The organism is Salsuginibacillus kocurii DSM 18087 (genome assembly GCF_000377705.1).
Taxonomy (GTDB): domain Bacteria; phylum Bacillota; class Bacilli; order Bacillales; family Marinococcaceae; genus Salsuginibacillus; species Salsuginibacillus kocurii.
On the sequence record NZ_KB898632.1, the window covers coordinates 26,346 to 46,421 of the forward strand.

20 protein-coding genes and 2 pseudogenes are annotated in these 20,076 nt (G+C 40.6%); 10 read left to right on the forward strand and 12 right to left on the reverse strand.

Annotated elements, in window-relative coordinates; translation table 11 throughout:
* Window positions 1-107 precede the first annotated feature (107 nt).
* The 3 genes from D469_RS0116220 (at window position 108) to D469_RS0116230 (ending at window position 1,816) form a co-directional block, all read left to right on the forward strand.
* Window positions 108-602 (forward strand): hypothetical protein, encoded by a 495-nt coding sequence (locus D469_RS0116220; RefSeq protein WP_018924439.1) that lies wholly within the window; start codon window positions 108-110, stop codon window positions 600-602.
* A 219-nt stretch (window positions 603-821) separates the two neighbouring features.
* Entirely contained in the window at window positions 822-1,034 is a 213-nt protein-coding gene (locus D469_RS0116225) for a hypothetical protein (RefSeq protein ID WP_018924440.1), read from the forward strand.
* A 362-nt stretch (window positions 1,035-1,396) separates the two neighbouring features.
* Window positions 1,397-1,816, forward strand: a complete 420-nt coding sequence (locus D469_RS0116230) for an NUDIX hydrolase (protein WP_018924441.1) — start codon at window positions 1,397-1,399, stop codon at window positions 1,814-1,816.
* A 719-nt stretch (window positions 1,817-2,535) separates the two neighbouring features.
* On the opposite strand, the gene D469_RS0116235 is transcribed toward D469_RS0116230, so the two are convergent.
* Window positions 2,536-3,168, reverse strand: coding sequence for a hypothetical protein (locus tag D469_RS0116235; protein ID WP_018924442.1), 633 nt, complete (start codon window positions 3,166-3,168; stop codon window positions 2,536-2,538).
* Window positions 3,169-3,575: 407 nt separating this feature from the next.
* Window positions 3,576-4,148 carry a DinB family protein gene (locus tag D469_RS0116240; protein ID WP_018924443.1) on the reverse strand — a complete coding sequence of 191 codons (573 nt, stop codon included), beginning with the start codon at window positions 4,146-4,148 and terminating at the stop codon, window positions 3,576-3,578.
* 221 nt (window positions 4,149-4,369) lie between these two features.
* On the opposite strand from D469_RS0116240, the gene D469_RS21805 reads away from it, so the two are divergent.
* Window positions 4,370-4,489, forward strand: coding sequence for a YjcZ family sporulation protein (locus D469_RS21805; protein WP_018924444.1), 120 nt, complete (start codon window positions 4,370-4,372; stop codon window positions 4,487-4,489).
* A gap of 102 nt (window positions 4,490-4,591) precedes the next feature.
* Here the strand turns inward: D469_RS21805 and D469_RS0116250 are convergent, their stop codons facing one another.
* Both D469_RS0116250 and D469_RS20630 read right to left on the reverse strand, forming a co-directional pair.
* Complete coding sequence (locus tag D469_RS0116250; protein ID WP_018924445.1) at window positions 4,592-6,010, reverse strand: serine hydrolase domain-containing protein; 1,419 nt, start codon at window positions 6,008-6,010, stop codon at window positions 4,592-4,594.
* 23 nt (window positions 6,011-6,033) lie between these two features.
* Window positions 6,034-6,598: pseudogene (locus tag D469_RS20630) on the reverse strand (GNAT family N-acetyltransferase).
* Window positions 6,599-6,727: 129 nt separating this feature from the next.
* On the opposite strand from D469_RS20630, the gene D469_RS0116260 reads away from it, so the two are divergent.
* Window positions 6,728-7,402, forward strand: a complete 675-nt coding sequence (locus D469_RS0116260) for a hypothetical protein (protein WP_018924446.1) — start codon at window positions 6,728-6,730, stop codon at window positions 7,400-7,402.
* Between the two features lie 253 nt (window positions 7,403-7,655).
* Here the strand turns inward: D469_RS0116260 and D469_RS20635 are convergent.
* The 4 genes and pseudogenes from D469_RS20635 to D469_RS0116280 all read right to left on the reverse strand — a co-directional run.
* Window positions 7,656-8,492, reverse strand: a pseudogene (locus tag D469_RS20635) (MFS transporter); the annotation flags it as partial.
* A 22-nt stretch (window positions 8,493-8,514) separates the two neighbouring features.
* Window positions 8,515-9,393: a TetR/AcrR family transcriptional regulator gene (locus tag D469_RS0116270; RefSeq protein WP_018924448.1), complete on the reverse strand. Its 879-nt coding sequence runs from the start codon at window positions 9,391-9,393 to the stop codon at window positions 8,515-8,517.
* Window positions 9,390-9,839 carry a DUF5392 family protein gene (locus D469_RS0116275; protein ID WP_018924449.1) on the reverse strand — a complete coding sequence of 150 codons (450 nt, stop codon included), beginning with the start codon at window positions 9,837-9,839 and terminating at the stop codon, window positions 9,390-9,392. The genes D469_RS0116270 and D469_RS0116275 overlap by 4 nt, the downstream gene beginning before the upstream one ends.
* A gap of 15 nt (window positions 9,840-9,854) precedes the next feature.
* On the reverse strand, window positions 9,855-10,613 hold the full coding sequence (locus D469_RS0116280) for a GTP pyrophosphokinase (RefSeq protein ID WP_018924450.1): 759 nt from the start codon (window positions 10,611-10,613) through the stop codon (window positions 9,855-9,857).
* A gap of 701 nt (window positions 10,614-11,314) precedes the next feature.
* On the opposite strand from D469_RS0116280, the gene D469_RS0116285 reads away from it, so the two are divergent.
* Window positions 11,315-12,259 carry an arsenic resistance protein gene (locus D469_RS0116285; RefSeq protein WP_018924451.1) on the forward strand — a complete coding sequence of 315 codons (945 nt, stop codon included), beginning with the start codon at window positions 11,315-11,317 and terminating at the stop codon, window positions 12,257-12,259.
* Window positions 12,260-12,321: 62 nt separating this feature from the next.
* Here D469_RS0116285 and D469_RS22190 read toward each other — a convergent pair whose 3' ends face one another.
* On the reverse strand, window positions 12,322-12,468 hold the full coding sequence (locus D469_RS22190; protein WP_018924452.1) for a hypothetical protein: 147 nt from the start codon (window positions 12,466-12,468) through the stop codon (window positions 12,322-12,324).
* 181 nt (window positions 12,469-12,649) lie between these two features.
* Window positions 12,650-12,838 carry a hypothetical protein gene (locus D469_RS0116295; RefSeq protein ID WP_018924453.1) on the reverse strand — a complete coding sequence of 63 codons (189 nt, stop codon included), beginning with the start codon at window positions 12,836-12,838 and terminating at the stop codon, window positions 12,650-12,652.
* A gap of 286 nt (window positions 12,839-13,124) precedes the next feature.
* Between D469_RS0116295 and D469_RS0116300 the strand changes: the two genes are divergently transcribed.
* From D469_RS0116300 to D469_RS0116315, 4 genes are all read left to right on the forward strand, one after another.
* Entirely contained in the window at window positions 13,125-14,837 is a 1,713-nt protein-coding gene (locus tag D469_RS0116300) for a methyl-accepting chemotaxis protein (RefSeq protein ID WP_026286280.1), read from the forward strand.
* A gap of 172 nt (window positions 14,838-15,009) precedes the next feature.
* A complete protein-coding gene (locus tag D469_RS0116305) occupies window positions 15,010-15,645 on the forward strand; it encodes a TetR/AcrR family transcriptional regulator (RefSeq protein ID WP_018924455.1) in 636 nt (211 codons plus the stop codon).
* A 1-nt stretch (window position 15,646) separates the two neighbouring features.
* Window positions 15,647-16,552, forward strand: a complete 906-nt coding sequence (locus D469_RS0116310; RefSeq protein ID WP_018924456.1) for an ABC transporter ATP-binding protein — start codon at window positions 15,647-15,649, stop codon at window positions 16,550-16,552.
* Window positions 16,552-18,156: an ABC transporter permease gene (locus D469_RS0116315; protein ID WP_018924457.1), complete on the forward strand. Its 1,605-nt coding sequence runs from the start codon at window positions 16,552-16,554 to the stop codon at window positions 18,154-18,156. The genes D469_RS0116310 and D469_RS0116315 overlap by 1 nt, the downstream gene beginning before the upstream one ends.
* 352 nt (window positions 18,157-18,508) lie before the next feature.
* Here the strand turns inward: D469_RS0116315 and D469_RS22800 are convergent, their stop codons facing one another.
* Both D469_RS22800 and xerS read right to left on the reverse strand, forming a co-directional pair.
* Window positions 18,509-18,592, reverse strand: coding sequence for a putative holin-like toxin (locus D469_RS22800; RefSeq protein ID WP_420834858.1), 84 nt, complete (start codon window positions 18,590-18,592; stop codon window positions 18,509-18,511).
* A gap of 379 nt (window positions 18,593-18,971) precedes the next feature.
* Window positions 18,972-20,072, reverse strand: coding sequence for a tyrosine recombinase XerS (gene xerS / locus D469_RS0116325; protein WP_018924459.1), 1,101 nt, complete (start codon window positions 20,070-20,072; stop codon window positions 18,972-18,974).
* Window positions 20,073-20,076 lie beyond the last annotated feature (4 nt).

Here is a 20,076-nt window from a genome sequence, read left to right on the forward strand (position 1 = left end):
AGAGGTGTAAAATGCTAAATCACAATAAAAACCACAGCCTAAAACACAATATACTTACCAACGATATATTTGAAGACTTATTTTAAAATTTATATGGGGCGAGAGATATGATTAAAAAGTTTTTATTAACAAAAATAATGTTCATAACAGCACTAGTCCTTATTGGTTGTAATGAAGAAACTGGTGCTGAATATGAAGAGGATTTTAGTGAGAATTATGAACACCCAACACCTATAATAAACACGTCTGTCTTTAACGAAAACCAAGACAGAAACGCGCGCACTTTAGATGAACAAGGAAACACTTTTTTTTACCAAGAAACACAAGATGAAAACAACTTACTCAGAATTTCTATTAGTGAAGATTTAGCCTCCGACATTGAAGGAGTTAATACTGAATTGATAGAAGAAACCGAAAGTTTCGAGCTCCATAGTGTAGAAAATAACGAGGGAAATTTAGTTACAGCTGAGGGAACATTAGAAAATGACGATGTTTATGACGTAATCATTGAATTTCGAGCTAATGATGACATATATGATCAAGATGATATGATTCATATTATAATCGAGGACCTAATTTCAGATATTGAAAATGAATTATAACTTTACATATTTTGAGACAAAAGAGCCTGGGACATTCAGATAGAAACCCTCCTAGTTATATATGAGACAACTCATTTGATAGCTCGATTTCTAGTGAGACCACAGGTGGGGGAAGGGAAGGCTGTTTTCTAAAAGATTTCAGATGGGACTTACATTGCTTAATCATATCATTAGAGGTCGTCCTCATATCCTTTCCTTAAGAGGAGGAGGGGACATGTAGTGGCAACCCCATTAGGACATCAAGCTATACCTAAACCCATGAAAAGATTTCTTGTGAATGTAGCGGAAAGCCAAAAAGGAAAAGAAGGGTTAGTGGCCAGACTGATGTTAGGAGCAGAAGGGCGAAGTGAAGTATTAAAACATATCGACTTTGAGCACCTAAAACGCGTCCATCAGAGTTTAAGGCGTAAACAACATGACCAAAATTTATAGGAGCTCCCTCTAAAAGTAACGAGTTTACTTTAGAAGGGCAAATCATACGCAAGTATAAACACATGCGATTTCAAAGCAGAAATCACATGTGTTTTTTGTTTTTATATCAGTGTTTTATCACTAAATCGACATGAAATCACAAAGTAATTCTCACTCCTATTTATATAGGTGGACATAAATATTTCCTTTCTATGAACTAGCTATGACTTTACACGTAATACCAATGTACAAGAAAAAGATTTGGATATTTATGTTAAAATGGAAGAGGAAATGTTCAGACTTTGTGAAGTAAGGTACTTAAAGAGACGGGGAGATTTATGTAACAAGGTTGAGGCGTTTTTTATTGGAAGGAGAGGTGACAAATGACACCAATTAAAAAAGCCTATGGTTATGTAACAAGAATAAAAGAAGGCAAAACACAGGTATTAGTATTTCAGCATCCTATTGCTGAAGCAGGGATTCAACTCCCAAAGGGGACTGTGCAACCTGAAGAAGACACATACTATGCAGTAATAAGAGAAATTGAAGAGGAAACAGGGTTAAGAAACTTTCATGTTGAGAAACTACTTGTTGAAGATTTATGGAAGAACGATGACGGGACAATACATAACAGATTCTTTTATAAAATAACTGTCTCAAATGTTGCAGAGGAATGGCACTACGAACCAACAGGTGGTGGAGAGGAAGAAGGGTTAACTTTTCATTTTTTTTGGATTTCAACTGCGAATGATGTTGAACTTATAAGAGGACACGGCGATTATTTGAGCCTTATTTTCAACTAATCTAATAAGGATGGGGGGATGATGAATATTATAATGCAATAAAAATGGGAATACTAAGGGAAGAATGGGAAGTAATGAAAAATGGTTAAAAACAATTCTTCTTCACAAACGGTAAGCGTTCGTTTAACAAGCGATTATGTTAATAAAAGGGTAAAATATATGGAATTTAAAAAGTGACTGACACGTAAGTCGGCGACTCCCAGAGGATAAAGCGCAGTCTGAAGATCCACTTTTTCGCATGGTTCCCATCGAAAAAGTTAGCTGAAGACAAGCCCTCGGGAAAGCGCCCGGCTGAAGTGAAGGTCACATTCATTATTCGGACTTGAACATCTTATGTTGAATGATGACATTGATTCAAATAACATTTAATTTGCCGTGCTAAGCACTTGCAGACAACAGATCAAACGATATGTCACAAGATAAGCTAGCAGCCTCGGTAAGTGATTCGAGAAAAACGATTTTCGCTATAGAAAAACAGAAATATAATCCATATTTAAAATAATTAAATGGTGGGATTAAAAGGAGTCGAACCCGGGCTGCTTGATTTATCTTTGCATAATTGTTCGCAAAACTGAAATTTTGCGAAGTTATAACATCATTTAAAAAACCCCCTTACAACTACTTTTGAATTTTTACTATTAATAGAAAGCCCCCTTTCTTTTTTTTCATTTTAATGCACTTTCAAGATCTTGAGTTTGAAAAATGCTGTAATAGTATCTTTAGTCTGTATCAATGTTTATAGGAGTATTTCTAATTTCATGGATTTCTTCTTGTAACTCATTTTTGGTGGTATTTAATATGTAATTGATATTTACAGCGTCCTTTATTTCAATACTGCCTTCTCGACTGTTTTCATAATCTTCCACTAGAGACTCATACGTTGTAAACATAGCCAACGTATTATGGTATATGTTGTACAAATCTTCATTCTGTGTAATATCCAATTCGTTAATATCTTTCTCATTCATTGTAGAATCAATATGAATATGCGTTGTGGCCCAAACTTCCGTTGGTGACGTAGAATCATTTATTGGTTTTTGAAATAACGAAGTGACTTCTGGCTCTTTAACATGGGAGCTTTGGTCAAAGCTATTAACCAACAATCTAAGATGACGGAAACGCTCACTAAGTAATCGTTGTTCCCCCACTGTAACTTCTTCATTATTTATTATTTGTTCCAAAGTTTCTTTGATCGAGGGTTGAATTTCCCCTGACACAAGCTGATAAATCGTTTCATAATTATGTTTTTTAATATTATGAGTATACGTCTCTTCCGAGTTATCTAAATAAGTAAATGTGCTATACCCTACGGCAACAATTAGGAGTGATATTAATAATATACGTTTCTTCAAAATCGCACCTCTTTTTACTAGACAATAAACTAAGGGAACAAATGTATTGTTTCACAAATTCTCTCATGAAGCGTGAATAATTTAAACAATAACTGTTGATGATTTCAAACCTAGTATTTTAATACTACCTCAGAAAAATTTTTATGTCTTAAGCGCAAACCTAATACTTTGCAAGTGCTCTGCTTATACCTTAAAATCATCTATCAAAAAAGATATGTTTTTGTTTTATCAACCAACTTCAATTTTCCTCTAAATTCACTTCTCATAATTTTGTCTTTTTCTCATGCATTTAACTTCTTGTTTGTTTTTCGATGTTTCGTGGTTAAGTATTTATTGTAATTCAAATTGTCAATTTAAACAGTTTAAACAGTTATATTTTATAACAAGAAACCCTCATTGAATGGCATTCATTCAGTGTCAGTTTTTTCAGTTAAAGGTTCAAGGTCCCTTTGAATGATCCTAAAATGATGTGCTTCATGTATGGCTAACAGTTGCATCGCTTGAATCAGGTTAGGATACTTTGCTACAGGATCCAAAAAAATAATATGGCCAGCGATGTCTTCATCAATGTTCTCTACCATTTTTACTACGTTGGAAGTCTCGTTGTTTAGAAGTTGAGTCAATTCGGTAAAGTCCATAGTGTTGTGAATTTTTTTCGGTGGATTTAAAATAAATGGCGCTTTCATCCCTTTTCCATGTTTTTCTTTGTATTCCGTGTAAATATCATGGATATCCGCAGCAAATGGTTTATGTCTCCTCCTTCTTGCAACTAACGTTGTAGACGGAATGGTAATGCTTGCTGCTATTCGCGCTGTTTTTATCATTAAATATAAATGATACATTGTTTCTCCAATCGACCATTTATTTGCTTTAGGTTTTTCCCATAATTGCACCTTTTCTAATGATTGGAGTGTGGGAAAAAGCTTCTCTCTTTGTTGAATAAGTGTTCTATAGTGTTTGTTCATACTTTGAGATTTCATAGCGTAGCTCCTACATTTGTTTTACTTCCAAAAAAACAAACTAAAGGGGTGCTTTATAAACCATACTACGAGCGCACGTAAACCTTTTCTATAAAATAGATCTTAGTATAGGTGAATTTCTTAGTTTTCGTGCTCCCCTGATATGTAACCAAACGCATTTGCCCCTTTTACATACTGTATACTGTCCCATCATTTCTTAAGGTTATAAAGGAGGCAACAAAATGTCTTTTTTCGGAGGTCATGGCCATCATCACCATCACGGACATGGAGCTGGATTTGCTCTTGTGGTAGTGTTGTTCATTTTATTAGTTATCATCGGAGCTTCAGTCGTAAAATGGTAAATATATAAAAGAGCAGTGCGAGCTGCTCTTTTTTGATTAAAAAAGACGATGATTCTGTTGTTGAGCGGTTTAACGCTTCAAGCCAACTTTTCATAAACAGCGTTACGCTCCTTTGTTTTTTGCCTCCCCCACTTTTGGGAACTGACGGTAATGAAAAGCAACTTGAATTACCTCTCCATTCTTATTACGGACAAAACGGATATATTCGTTTTCACCGCGCACTGAAATTAAGAAACCGTCTTCGCCTGCCGGGGTTGCCTCAAAGGTCTCATTCTGGTATTGGATCTTCATTATCTCATTCTCTACTCTTGCTTCAACATGCATACCTTCCAAGGATCGATAATACCCTTCATATTCTTTTAATTTCTCTACAGAGAGCGTCGATGTTTCTGGATAGACTACATGGGAAGCTTCTGGCTGCCGACCTTCCTGCACGTTCAACGCCGCGTGTAATATTTCACTCGCCGGAACCCCTGCTAAATTAGTTAACGTAATCCCTGCAAGCTGGCGTTCCGGCACCAGCGCAAGTAGTGAGGAAATCGCTTTTTTGCTGCCGCCGTGCTCGACAAGTTTACAGCCATAATAATCGGGACGGATCATAAAACCGTAGCCATAATAGCGGCCGGGTTCCATTTCCACGTGTGGCGTCATCATTTCTTCGATGTTTTCTGCGCTTAAAATACGCGTGCCGTTCTGCTCGCCATGATTTAAAAAGACTTGAGCATAAGTAAGCATATCATCAATGGAAGACTTCATCGCACCTGTGCCCCGCATCGCCGGAGCATCCCACCAGACAGGCGCCGGATACACTTCACTCCCTTCTTCGTTTTCCCGCTTGGCGTACAGCGTCGTTAATTCAAACGAAGGATCGGGAAAGAAAGAGCTATGTTTCATGCCGATCGGTTGTAATATTTTTTCGTCGACATATGATTCGTATGCTTGACCGCTGACCCGGGTAATAATCGCTCCCAACAAACCATAGGCATCGTTCGAATAACTGAAAGCTTCACCTGGTTCGCCCAAAAGCTCTACATCTAAAGAAGCAATGTAGTCCATTAACTGCTCGTACGTATCAATTGGATCCCGGTTTACAAATTTCATTTTCACCCCAGGATAATCATGGATGGACGGGTCTTTTTCAAAGCTACGCTTGTTAGCCGCCAAATGAGAATCAAGCGGCTGCAGCCCGGACGTATGCGTCATGAAATGATGTATTGTTACCTTTTCCATGTTTGAAGACATTGTTTTAAATTCCGGTAAATATGTAGTAACCGGGTCGGTGACGCGTAATTTCCCCTGCTCTTGCAATTGCAGAATGGCCATACATGTAAATGATTTCGTTATTGACGCCAGGCCGAAAACGGTGGAGGAAGTAACTGGCAAGCCTTTTTCTTTATCTCTAAAGCCAAACCCTTTTTTATAGGCTTGACCCTGTCCTTGCATCAGCCCAACAGCTACGCCTGGAATCTCGTGTTCTTCTATGACTTTTTCAGCAAACGCTTCAAATTTTTCGTTTTCCATGACGAATCCCTCCAGAATAGTGATCAGGTAGTTTGTGGTCGGTGAAACATGGCGTTCTCTTCCCACTCCTCGCGAATGATGCCCATACGGATCGAATCATAATAGATGCCGTTATAATAGCGGGTTTTTCGTAGTCTTGCTTCCATTGTCATACCAAGCTTTTCACCGACACGTACCATGCGGTGGTTGCCTGACCAAGTGGTGTATCCTACCCGTTCAATCGTTTTCGTTTTAAACAAGTGCGAGATCCACATGCGCATCGCTCTTGTCCCATAACCCCCGCTCCAATAGGCAGGATCAAAGATGGTTATGCCCATTTCTAACCAGCGGGTCGGTTCATATTCCCAATAATAGGTAATCTGTCCTATGATCTTTCCACCCACTTCAATAACGCCTTGATTCTCTTGATCTATTTTTTTGCTCCTTTAATGCTATGTACTCTTCATAACTTAGTTGCTTATGTGGAAAATAAGGGGCGTCCCAATTTTTCCATTCCGGCCATTCTTCTTTACACGTCATTGCCCAGAGATGAGGCAAATCGTCTGTCGTTATCGGGCGAATGGTGACGCGTCCGTCGGTTAAATACATCACTTTCGCTCCTCTCTATACACATGTATTTCGTGATGCGATAGAATTCTCCTGCCTATCCAAATTAATTATGAAAAAGGTCATTTCATACATGCATAGACTGGGATACAATGAAAGGAGGTGCTTCACTTGAGCGTGCTACATATAGAAGGTTTAGCTTCTAACAGGAAGGAAAGATTAAAGGTGAGTATTTGTCCGGAGTGTATGAGTGATAACATAGATCAGCGCAGTTCAATCGCATTACGCGTCGTATGTGCGTTAATTCTGATCGTTTTCGTTCCGTTAGGCATTTTTATAGCTTGGGTGCCATTTGTTCTTCCTATTATATATCAATGCAATAAATGCGGCGTATCTAAACGGAAAGAGGAAATGGAGACAATGGATTGGCGCGATAAAGAAACGTTCACAGATGAGTATCAAATGCTTGAACAGAGACTCCTTCCCTATTTTAATACGTGGATAGAAGACCAGGACAATCAAGTAGCCAAGCTAATCAAAGCTGAATCACTCTTTCTCCTTTTATACGTGACGAATGAGCAAATCACACTCCATCGGATTAAAGAAATCGATGAAGTAGAGCTGCCTCTCAGATTGCACACGGTTCACCTAACCGGAAACCACCTAAAAGTGGCACGAAACAACTATTTAACGTTGACTGAGTTTGGAAAAAAGCTTCTAACCGATGAAGAAGCAGCGATGATTCATAATGAAGAAACTAAACGAGGTACGAAACTAAGGGATTGGTTACGTGTAGAGGACCGCATTGCGCATATCGCAGACCTTCAGTCGGAGAAAATGGCTTAATATTCACTACTAAAAAGGCGCCTCCCATACGGAGGTGCCTTTTTAGTAGCGTAAGAATGAAATAGTGAAAGAAATGATATACGTGCAACTAAGGCTCAGCCTATATCCTTATATCGGAGACTTGGCCATGCATAGTTTTCAGCGATCCGTTGGTTTTCATTGTTACATAGAAACGTTAAGAGCACCTTCACGAACGTAGGAGACAGTAACCCTGCACAGAGTACCTGATGAAACCCTGAGGTCTCTTCATCTACTATTTCGGCTCCACAACTTGCTGGGCTGGGCTTTTGATAAAGAAAGCTAAGACCAGTCCAAAGACGGCAAAGATTCCAGCAACGATGAAGGAGACGTTCACGCCGCGCACCATCCCTTCCATGCCTTGAGCAGGCAGCATACTTGTCGTCATCACAGTGACTAAAAGGGCGGTTCCAACTGCCCCCGCTACTTGCCGCATCGTATTATTCATCGCTGTCCCGTGCGGTATTAACTCTCGTGGCAGCTGATTGAGCCCGGCTGTCGTGAGGGGCATCATGACCATAGCTATGCCAAACATTCGAATCGCATTGACAGTCATTAAGTATATGAATGTCGTCTCGGTCGTTAAATTCGTAAACATAAAAGTCGTGACGACTAAGATTGCCAAACCGATAATCGCGAGCCACCTCGCTCCGAATTTATCGAATAGTTTACCCGTGATCGGGCTCATCAGGCCCATTAGCACAGCACCCGGCAAAAGCATCAATCCTGATTCGAATGCTGTGAAGCCGAGCATATCCTGCATGAACAACGGCAGGATTACAGCTGACCCGATCATAGCAAGAAATACGATCATCCCAAGGGCTGTCGTTAAGGAAAAAACCGGGTATCTAAACACTTTAAATTCAAGCATCGGCTCTTTCAGCTTCATTTGCCTACTGATAAACCAAATAAGAATCACAAATCCAACCGCTAGCGAAATGAGCACTTGAGTACTCCCCCACCCTGTTCCTCCGGCCATACTGAAACCGTATAACAAACCTCCAAACCCGAGCGTCGAGAGAATGATCGATAAAACATCCAGTTTGGGAAAGGTTCGTTCTGTCATGGTTTTACGAAAGGCAACAGATCACCTTTTATGTAAAATCTGACTTTACTACTGTTTTTATTTCCTGCACATATCCCTTTGCTTGTTTCAGTGTTTTGAAATTAGAAAGCATCCCTTCAATGACTGGAGCACGAGGGTATTTGCTTGCCAGTTCTTCTTCTATCACCTGAAGGGAAATAAGATAGGATTCGTTTGGATGCGTGGATTGCTGGACAATGTTTTTAATTTTTTCCAAGTTGCGGGCAATGATTTCACTGGGGTTTTCTTTATACGTATCTACTTTTTGGCGGACGTGTTTCATTTGAAGTTCCGTTAATATGGGTGCTTCAGTACTCTCTTTCAACCCTTTAACCAAGTCATCGATACGATTCACTAAATAACTTACCACATGTCTAAGGTCCAACCTTTGTTCACCCAAAAAAACAAGTCGCATATAAGAACGCAGCATCCCTTCAAGCATGGTCGCCAAGTCATAACGGTAAGACATTATGTCTGGACCGTATATATTTACAATTCCTTCAATAAATATTTCGCTAATTTCCCGCTGTTTTTGCAAGGCCAGCTTTTTTAACGATTCGTTAAGCGAAGCTCCGTAATCATTAGCCTGCAAAACGATGAATTCTTGATGGGCAATCACACTCTCAAAAAATACAGTAATCTGTTCAATAAATTGTTCTCGTGCTTCAAGCTTCTTTTCTTTTACCTTTTCTATTTGCGCAAACATTTGATCAAAATAATAATCATAAGCAGCAATGATTAATTGCTCTTTTGACTGAAAGTGTAAATACACTGTTCCTTTAGCAATTCCGCTTTCTTTTGAGATTTCTTGGATCGAAGTACCGGCAAAGCCTTTAACCGAAAATAATTTTATCGCTTCTTCTAAAATCACAGTTTCTTTGTCATTCATGCTTGTCCTCCCACACTATCCTGGTTTTGCTTCTTTTCTTCTTTTTCTAAAAAGGTATGAAAGATTTGGTACGCGTGCGCAGGCTCTTGATTTAGCTGGCGCTGAAATCGGTCCTTTTCGAATTGGTCTATTTCTGTGCTCTCTTCAATGCGTGTTTGCATATACTCGAGGTTTTTTTCATGCATGATGCGGCTTTGGCGGTTCGATTCTTTGTATAACGCCATGCCAAACGCACCAACAAGGGCAAGCAGGCCGGCAGCTAACAAGTAGTCTGACTGCAAGCCCTCTGAGAAAAGAAGGATGGACAAGTTAAACAAAGATATACCAACGAGCGGAATGGCAATCCCGCTTAAGATCATTCCTTTTTTTAAGATAGGTGCTACATTTTTTTGCAGCTTCTTACATTCCATTTTTACATAATCCGAGGCACCTTTCGGCGGGAACATCAATCATTCTCTCCTTTATTCATTCGTTCGTTTGTCTTCGTCGAGCGACGGCTCTATAAAACCTTGCGGAAGCATGAACCTTTCATTGTTTATAAGTAGTTCATACCACTCATCGTCCCCGTGAACATCTGTTTTCAGTTCATTCATTTCTTTGTGGAGACGCTCCATCTTTTTATCTAACTGTGTCGCTGTTTCAGCAGCTTCTTTCAAATCGGCAAGTACTCGCTCTGGTACTTCCTTATTGAATTTATAATAAATTTTATGTTCAAGACTGGCCCAAAAATCCATCGCGATTGTTCGAATCTGGACTTCCACGCAAATGTGTTCTTCTCGGTCAGACATAAAAACCGGCACTTCCACAATAAGATGTAAGCTTTGATAGCCATTTGCTTTAGGGTGTTTAATGTAATCTTTTATGTCTAATACCTTTATATCTTTTTGACTTTCTAACATTTCACTGAGTTTATAGATGTCTGATAGAAAAGAACATGTAATTCGTATCCCGGCAATATCTACAATGTTTTCTTTAATGGCGGGAAGCGTAGGAGTATAGCCCTTTTTATAGATTTTTCGGATAATGCTTTCCGGGGACTTTACCCTCGATTTCACGTGTTCAATCGGACTGTAATCATGAACATACTCAAATTCTTGTTTCAATATATCTATTTTTGTGTTCACTTCGTCTAATGCAAATTTATACGTCATTAAAAAACGGGTCAGCTCAGCTTTGATTGACTTTAGCTTCTTAAAATCAACCGTTCGTTTTAGTTCCATATCTTTATGCTCCTTTGAATAGATTGAGCAGCCTCAGTCTAATTGTTAAGTACTGTGCTCGAGTTTAAGACGGTACTGCGTTTTGGCTGCTGGCCCAACATATTCGGTTAACGGGTTATTGTACTATGCTCACATGCTACCGGAATTTTTGACCAAGAAGTCAAGGTGATGACTGCATGAAGCTTACATATGCTATAGCTTTCATACTCTTTGCTCGTTAAGACCCGTCTGCCCAGCCTAAACGCCATAAACGCCAATCTCCTTCCTTCTCTTTTACTCTGCATAGCTTCTGACCGACAAGTCATTAAATGACTAATCGGTCACTACCTTTATTATATGGTGAATGGCCCTAATGATCAACTAGGCAAAAGCAGCTGCCAGAAAGGAAGAAAAAATACAAAAACCGAACAAAGTGAAGGAAGCAATTTAATCAGCTCTCGTTAATTCGAAGGATTTTAACGGAAAAAAACGGACCGTTCGTTTTTATGCTTGTTTTACTATTTTCCTCGTTCGACATAGAAAGATGACTGTTATGTGAATCATTGTGTAATATAGAGTGAATGCGAGCATGACGCACACGCATCGATTTAGCGGAGCGGTAGGTTGGATCGGAAGCAAACTAGAGGTGATATGATACACTGGAATGAACAAAACAGTGAACGTACTCAACGTGATAAAGGATGACTTAGGGGTTTTCATGGATGAAAGCGTGGGAGAAGTATTATACGTTTATAATTATATTATCAATAGGAATCGGTTTAGGTTTGGGACAAATTGACGCGTGGCGCGGCAATGCGGAGTTTTTAATTGTTCCCTTTTTGATCATCATGCTGTGTGCAGTCTTTTTACAGCTGCCTTTACATGAAGTTAAAAAAGCACTCGCACATGCGCAATTTACAAATGCATCCCTATTTATTAATTTTATTTGGACCCCATTTCTAGCTTGGCTGCTTGCTCATTTGTTTCTTGCTGAGCATCCGGCCCTCTGGATCGGGTTTATTATGCTTGTTGTCACACCTTGTACAGATTGGTATTTAATATTTACAAAGCTTGCAAAAGGGAACATGGCCGCTTCAACCATGCTTTTACCGATTAATTTGGTCTTGCAAGTTCTTCTGTTGCCATTCTATCTCTATTTATTTACTGGCACACAAGACATGATTTCTCCCCATGTTTTTATGGAAAGCATTGGGCTTGTCTTTTTATTGCCTGCGCTATTGGCGTGGCTGACCCACCGCCTCGGTAATGGCACTCGTTTCTACCATTCGCACTTCTTATCTATCGTGCAAGTTATACCCATTGTATTTTTGAGTTTGACAATTGTAGCTATGTTTATGGCTGAAGGACATATTCTGCTTTCTCATTTAGATTTATTGCTCGTATTACTAGTGCCGCTGCTTTTATTTTTTGCTTTTAACTTTCTGTTCAGTCGATTTACGGCCAGAATACTGCGTTTTTCTAAACAGGACCAAACAAGTTTACAGTTTGTTACGCTGGCACGGAATTCACCGGTGGCCCTGGCCCTTGCATTAACGGCTTTTCCGCATGAGCCCCTAATAGCTCTTACTTTAATCATTGGGCCATTGCTTGAGTTGCCATTATTAGCCGGGGCCACACAGCTTATTCTTTTCTTGAACAACAAATAAAAAAGGAAGCTGCGACTCAGGCAGCTTCCACTTTTTATATCTACTCGTCTGCTGCATGTTTTCTACAATAAGACGCCTAGTAACATAATCGCTCCTGCTACGAGCACCACTAGCGCAAAGAGACGCAGCAAACACCCTACTCCTCTCATAATGAGAGGAAAGAAAAAGATAACCATTATAATTAAAATAATTAGCGTGAGCGGATCCATTGTACGCACTCCTTTCCCAATACACCCATTCGTTCATGTTCTCTTCGCGGCACACCGCCGACAGTTCATGTATATTCATGGGCATGCCCAATTATAGCACTTCCCACCCCGTACACTCTTGGTTCTCTACTGAATTTTATATTTCTTGATAAACCCCCACATTCTTTGTATTTTCCTACCTTTATCTTTCATTTTTATGCTGCGTATACGCGCGTAATTCCCCGATAAATAAAGTAAAGGGCACAAGTGTAGCTACACCGATAGCTATAGCCCATCCGCCGGCGTCTTGATTCCATTGTTGCACCGTTAAAAAAATGCCGATAATCACCATAACTCCATAATAAATAAGCATAAGCATTTGTTTTTGCATCCCGTTTCACGTCCTTTAGTTTAACCTTACTTTTTGCGGCACACTTTTCTTTTTTTGTATCATGACATACTTGTCTTTTCTTCACAAATTACCCTTACCTTTTTCTTACCCTCCTTTTACTAAATCTCCGAGACGGATTTGTCTTCGCTTAAGTATTACCGCTTCCCTACACCGGCAAAAAGCGTCGAATGATGTACATTTATGAAGAAATTAAGTAGAAAAGTTTTATAATAAAATTTTATGACCGATATAAAGAAGGAAGGATCTTTTATAACGGGGAAGGAAGATGAAAAACGTGTCAATTGGTAGAAAATTGAACCTACTCATGATTGGAATTTTAGTAAGCTTTGCACTGGTAGCCTTTTTCATTGTGCAACAGCAAATCACATCCGGTATTCAAGAATCTGCTCTTCATAAAGCAGAGTCCGATTTAAACTTGGGATATGCGTATATAGATGAACGTTATCCTGGGGAGTGGTCGGTTGACGATGGGGAGTTATACAAAGGCGGGGAACAAATCAGCGGTGATAATGAACTAATTGATCAAATTGGTGAAATGACAGAGGGCACCGTTACGCTCTTTTTAGAAGATACACGGGTGGCTACGAATGTAATTGCAGAAGACGGTGAACGTGCAGTGGGGACGCAAGCTTCTGCAAACGTTATTGACACCGTTTTAGAAAATGGCAATACATATGCTGGTGAAGCCGAAGTTGTCGGCAACTCTTATCAAACGATGTATCAGCCCATTGAAAATGCAGACGGGGAACCGATAGGTATGTGGTACGTCGGGGCCTCAGAGGAATTTATTAACGATATTGTTTCGTCTACTGTGATCAGCTTTGCTGTAGTTCTACTCCTCATGGGAGGAATAGGCGTTGGGAGCAGTGTTATATTTTCTTCACGGATGAAAAAGCGGTTGAACTCCTTAACTGCTGCGATGCAGGAAGCTGGGAAAGGAAATTTCACTCCGACCTTACATGCAGGAAGCTCGGATGAAATCGGCCAAGTGATACAGCATTATAACAACATGAAAGAACAGTTACAAGCGTTAATAAAAACAGTTACTGAAACGTCAGAACAAGTGGCTGCTGCCTCAGAGGAACTGGCTGCCAGTTCAGATGAAACCAGTGCGTCAACTGAACAAATTTCAACTTCCATTCAAGAGGTGGCAGAAGGAGCAGAAACCCAAAAAAATGAAGTCGATTCTGCTTCTGCTATTGTAAGCGAACTAGCAAACGTGGTCCATCAAGTTTCAGAAAGAACAGAACAAATGACGCATACGAGTAAACACGCCTACCATGTGGCTGAGGATGGGAACAAAAACATCCAAACAGCTGTTGAACAAATGAGCTACATTGAAAACCAAACAAAAGAACTCCATGATGTCATAAAACGGTTAGATGAAAAAACCCGGCAAATTGGTAATATCGTTACGCTCATTACTAATGTGTCCGAACAAACGAATTTACTTGCCTTAAACGCAGCTATTGAAGCAGCACGGGCTGGAGAAAATGGAAAAGGCTTTGCTGTGGTAGCTGAAGAAGTTCGAAAACTTGCTGAAGAATCCAATCAATCCGCTCAAGAGATTAAAAATATCGTATTTTCCATCCAAGAAGAAAGTGGTGAAGCTGTCACCACAATGGAAGCAGGACAAACTACCATCCAGGATGGAACGGTCCTTGTCCAGCAAGCTGGAGACGCTTTTAACCGTATTACGACTTCTGTCGAAGACATAGCAACACAGATGAACGAGGTTGAGGATGCAACAGAGCAAATGCAAGCAAGCACGACTCAATTAAACACAGCTGTTGAACACGTCGGTGACCAGAGTGAAAAAGCGGTTGGTCATACTCAAAACGTGGCGGCAGCGGCTGAAGAACAAAGTGCATCCATGGAAGAAGTCGCTTCTTCTTCTCGTGTCTTAGCTAATCAGTCTGAAGATTTACAAGAAGCAGTTAGTCACTTTACGTTCACAGCTGAAGAAACGAAAGAATAGTAAAAGGCCAATCATCAGGAAACCCCTTTGAATGCGAGCCCGCATGCAAAGGGGTTTTTTATTATCTGGGAGCTCTCGATCTAATTGGAAAAATCTTATTGACCAGACTGATCTACGGTGATATGTTTGAATCGACCAGGTTGGTCTAATACTTGTACAGGAGCGAACGGCTATGTCAGAGAAATTCTCGAGTTTAGAGGTTGAAAAACAACAAAAGATTCGCAATGCTGCTCTTAAAGTGTTTGCGGAGGAAGGCTATGAGAAGGCTTCTACGAACAAAATTGTTAAAGAAGCTGGAATCGGTAAAGGCATGCTGTTTTATTACTTTAAAAGTAAATATGATTTGTATTTGTATTTGATTGAATACAGCCTCGACTTAATTTCTAATAACTATTTAGAACGAATCGACACCACAGAATCTGATTTTATTAAACGCCTTCATTATACATCCAAATTAAAAATGGAAGTGTTTGATGAAAATCCATACGTATTCACCTTTATTGGAACTTTATTTCTTGCGGATGAAAGTCAGTGGCCGGAATACTTAAAAGAACGCTACGCACACTTGCGTTCACTTGCCCATGCTAAACTTTATGACAATATTGATTATTCTTTATTCCGAGATGATGTTGATGTAGAAAAAGCATTTCATCTCATTCAATGGTCGATTGAAGGATATGAGGAAACGTTGAAAAAACGCTTTAAAAATCAACGCTTAACCGAGGTTGACATGACGCCGCTATGGGATGAGTTTGAAGAATATCTTCACATTTTAAAAACAAGCTTTTATTCGAGGGAGGCGAAGTAGCATGCCTGTTTTAGAGACGAACCAGTTAACAAAAGCTTTTGGAGATTTTAACGCGCTTAATGGCGTTAATATTGAGGTGAATCAAGGTGAAGTGTTTGGCTTTATTGGTCCCAACGGTGCGGGTAAATCCACTACCATCCGCATTTTGCTCGGTTTGATGAAAGCTAGTTCAGGAAGCGCTTCGATCTTTGGGAGAGATACCTGGAAAGATGCTGTTGAGATTCATAAACGGCTAGCATACGTTCCCGGTGATGTGAACCTTTGGCCAAATTTAACCGGTGGGGAAGTAATTGACTTGTTCGGTAAATTAAGAGGCGGCATAGCCCGTGAGCGTCGTGATGAACTAATTGAGCGTTTTAAATTAGATCCTGCAAAAAAATGCCGTACCTATTCGAAAGGAAACCGGCAGAAGGTAGCTCTTGTGGCTGCATTTGCCGCAGATGCAGATTTGTATATTTTAGATGAGCCGACATCAGGATTAGATCCGTTGATGGAGCGAATTTTTCAAGAGTGTGTCATGGAAGCACGCAGTGAAGGGAAAAGTGTCCTTCTTTCCAGCCACATTTTATCGGAAGTTGAACGGTTGTGTGACCGGGTTGGAATCATTCGCGAAGGTGCGATTATTGAAAGTGGAACGCTAGCAGATTTGCGTCATTTAACGCGAACGCAGTTTGTGATAGAGACAAAACAGCCGATAGAGGGCCTGCCTTCCCTGCCTGGGGTTCATGATGTAGTAGAAAAAGATAGATCGTACACCTTTCAAGTAGACTCCGAACATGTAGAAAAAGTCATGCCACACATCTCTAAATACGGGGTGGTCAAATTAGAAAGCGCTCCACCTACGTTAGAGGACTTGTTTATGCGTCATTACGAAGGAGAGTCCGTGGAGGCAGGAGGTGAAAGTTAATGGCCCAGCAACGGTTTCATCAAACCGGCATTCTAACGCGCTTTATAATAAAGCGCGACCGTCTACGCCTCCCGATTTGGCTGATTGCTTTGCTCATAACAAGTCTGGCAACTGCTTGGTCTTTTACGGATTTATATCAAAATGAACAAGAACGGCAGTCGATTGCTCAAACTATGATTAATCCAGCTACCACAGCGATGATAGGCCCCGGGCACGGGTTGGATAATTATACGTTCGGGGCAATGATGGCCCATCAAATGCTTGGTATGACAGCTTTAGTAGTCGGAATTATGAGTATTTTACTTGTTGTACGCCATACCCGGGCTCAAGAAGAGGATGGGCGCCTTGAGCTAGTTCATTCTTTACCGACAGGCAGCTTGGCCAACTTAAGCGCTACGCTTATCGTCGTTGTAGGGTTAAATATTCTGCTTGCCCTTGCAACTGGTTTTGGCCTGGCCTCTCTTTCGATTGAAAGCATGGATCTCGAAGGTTCATTAATGTACGGAGCTGGATTAGGAGCGGTCGGTATCTTTTTTGCTGCACTCACAACATGTTTAGCTCAACTGACTGAAAGTTCGCGCGGGGCAATCGGACTTGCGATAGCTATGCTAATCGGAGCGTATCTTATTCGTGCCATCGGTGATGTAAGTAACGAGACACTTTCAATGTTCTCACCATTTGGCTGGATTCAAGCAACAGAAGTGTATGTAAATGATATCTGGTGGCCACTTTTACTGCCGCTAGTTGCTGCGTTTATTTTTACCGCCCTTGCATTTCAACTTAACGTAAAACGTGATGTGGAAGCAGGACTTCTACCGACTCGAGCCGGCCGTTCTCGTGCCTCCTTCTTGCTGCAAAGTGTGCCGGGATTAGTCTTTAGACTGCAACGCACAAGCTTGATTTTTTGGGGAATCGGTATGCTCATATTAGGAGCGACCTATGGCTCTGTGTTAGGAGAAACGGAAGTGTTTATTGAAGATGTGGAAATGATGCAAGAATTTATTTCTGCCGAAGCTGGTCTATCGTTAACTGAGCAGTTTTTGGCTATGTTGATGTCGGTCATCGCAATTGCTTCTACGATACCAGCCCTTATTTCCATTCTGCGCTTAAAAGGAGAGGAAAAAAGGAATCGATTAGAACAGTTGCTCGCGCATCCTGTTTCCCAACCCAAACTATACGGGACCTATGTCTTGATGGCTTTGCTAACTGGTACCATTATGCTCACTCTCGCTACGCTTGGTCTTGGCGGCACAGCAGTCGCCACCATCGATAATGAAATTGAATTCTTCACTTTTATGGAAGCAGGCTTGGTTTATTTACCGGCCATGTGGGTCATGGTAGGGGTCACTGCTTTATTGCTTGGTTTTATGCCAAAAGCAGCAAGTGTCATTTGGTTTTATTTACTCTATTCATTTGTCGTTGTTTATATGGGTGGCATGTTTCAATTTCCTGAATGGATGGAATTTGTATCACCATTTGGCAATATCCCCGAATTACCAATAGATGAATTCAACGTTTGGTCTGTGGCCCTGCTGAGCGGGCTTGCCTTATTACTAGTCATAGTAGGTGGTATGGCTTACCGGCGCCGTGACATTGAAGGATAACACAAAGCCTGTTTTGATTCGTCAAAAGAGGGTATACTGCAAATAAGCAGGCATGGGCAGGAGGCGATTCGTCTATTGGCATGACAGAGAGGAAATGTAGCATCTGCCTAGCTGCCACTTCGTTGAAAGGAACACGCCACTCACGTTTTGATTGAGCCAGCCAGAGCATCATCATAATCAGCTTGGAATTCACGTAAAAATAAGGTATAATTACAGCAAAGGCAAATACACTAAAAAGACCATAGGTGCTGGTAACACCCATGGTCCCACAATAGCCGGTTCCCTCTAAGGGGGAGGCGGCATCCTCGATGAAAATAATCACCCGGCTGAGCCGTCCAAAACTCAAGGGTGATTATTTTTTATGGTTAAATGACAGTATGGCTACCACCAAACTAGCGAAACTTATCATCAAGATTAACGCCTGAAATACTGTCATAGGCTATCACCCCCTTTCGTTCTGGGGATGATGCCAACCTTCACCCTTGAGTTTGCCGAACTATTGTTCTATCATTATATCATTTTTAATAATTTATTTGGCTTAAACGTGCAAATCTAGGAAATCATTACCCCTGCTAGAATGGTCTTTTCTATATTTCCTTCGTTTGCCCTAGGGCTATATATATGATCATGAAGCGGGCAAAGAAAACGAACAAAATAAAACAACATCTATTCCGAAAATATCATATCACGATTATTCATATAGGTGGACTTCTCTACTAGATGATGGTGCCTTTATACATCATATAGAAATAACCATAAAACCATACGCATATATAATGGAAGAAACTCGTCAACAGGAAGTAGTTTATATCCGCTTATCTCCCTTCTTCACCAGCATCTATCGGCATATCCATCCGGTCAACAGCTTGTTTTAATTCATCATTTTGAATATGCGTATAGATCATCGTCGTTTGAATGGAAGAGTGCCCGAGCTGCTGTCGTAATTTCGGCACGTCATTAATGGCGCCGTGATACTTCGTAGCAAACGAATGACGCAGTTTGTGAATCGATAAGTTCGGCTTACCGAAAGCGGCCGCGTATTTTTCTATCATCTTTTCAACGGCTCTAGCCGTTAAACGGCGCATCGTTTGGTTCGGTCCCATTTTTGCTGATACGAACAATGCATTTTGCCGAGCGGAGACTTCGTATTTTTCTTTACGAATATCAACATACGTTTTTAAAAACGTCATTGCCTGCTTGGAACAATACACATATTGCTCTTTATTCCCTTTTCGCATGACGCGAACATAATAACGTTCAAAATCTACATCTTCTATATTCAAATTGACGACTTCAGAAAGCCTGAGCCCTGAACCTAATACGAGCGCTACTAGAGCTGCATCGCGCTCCCGGTTCAGTTGATAAAATCGGTAGGCTTTGGAATTGGCTCGAATTCGCGCGCCGTATCCTTCGGCAACAAACGTGCGAAACGCCTCGTAATCATCCCCGAACAATATTTTTCCTTCCATTTTGGCCGCAGTTGTTTCCATGCTTTCACGCAGATCATTCAGTTCCACTTTTGCCATGACATTGCGTCGTATGTACGGAGTTAAGTCGCGGTGTTCGGCAATGTTTTGCAAATAATAAAACAGAGACTTTAAAGCAGAAAGCTTGCGGTTAATTGTCACTTCTTTATTTCCGATTTCAAATTTCAAGTAACTGAGAAACCGTTCCACTTGGCGAACCGTCAGTGACTCTAAAAACGACAGCGGCACATCAGCGGGAGTTCCTTCGTGAAGACCTTCATTTAATGTCCATTCCAGAAAAATTTTATAGTCGTTTGCGTAATTCATCAGCGTCGCCGCCGATAAACGTCGGCGCTTATCATCAATGTACTCTTCGATATACCACGGCAAATATTCAAGCACTTTTTCAAGGTTTTGGTAATGTTTATGATTTTGATATTCATCTGGCATTAAC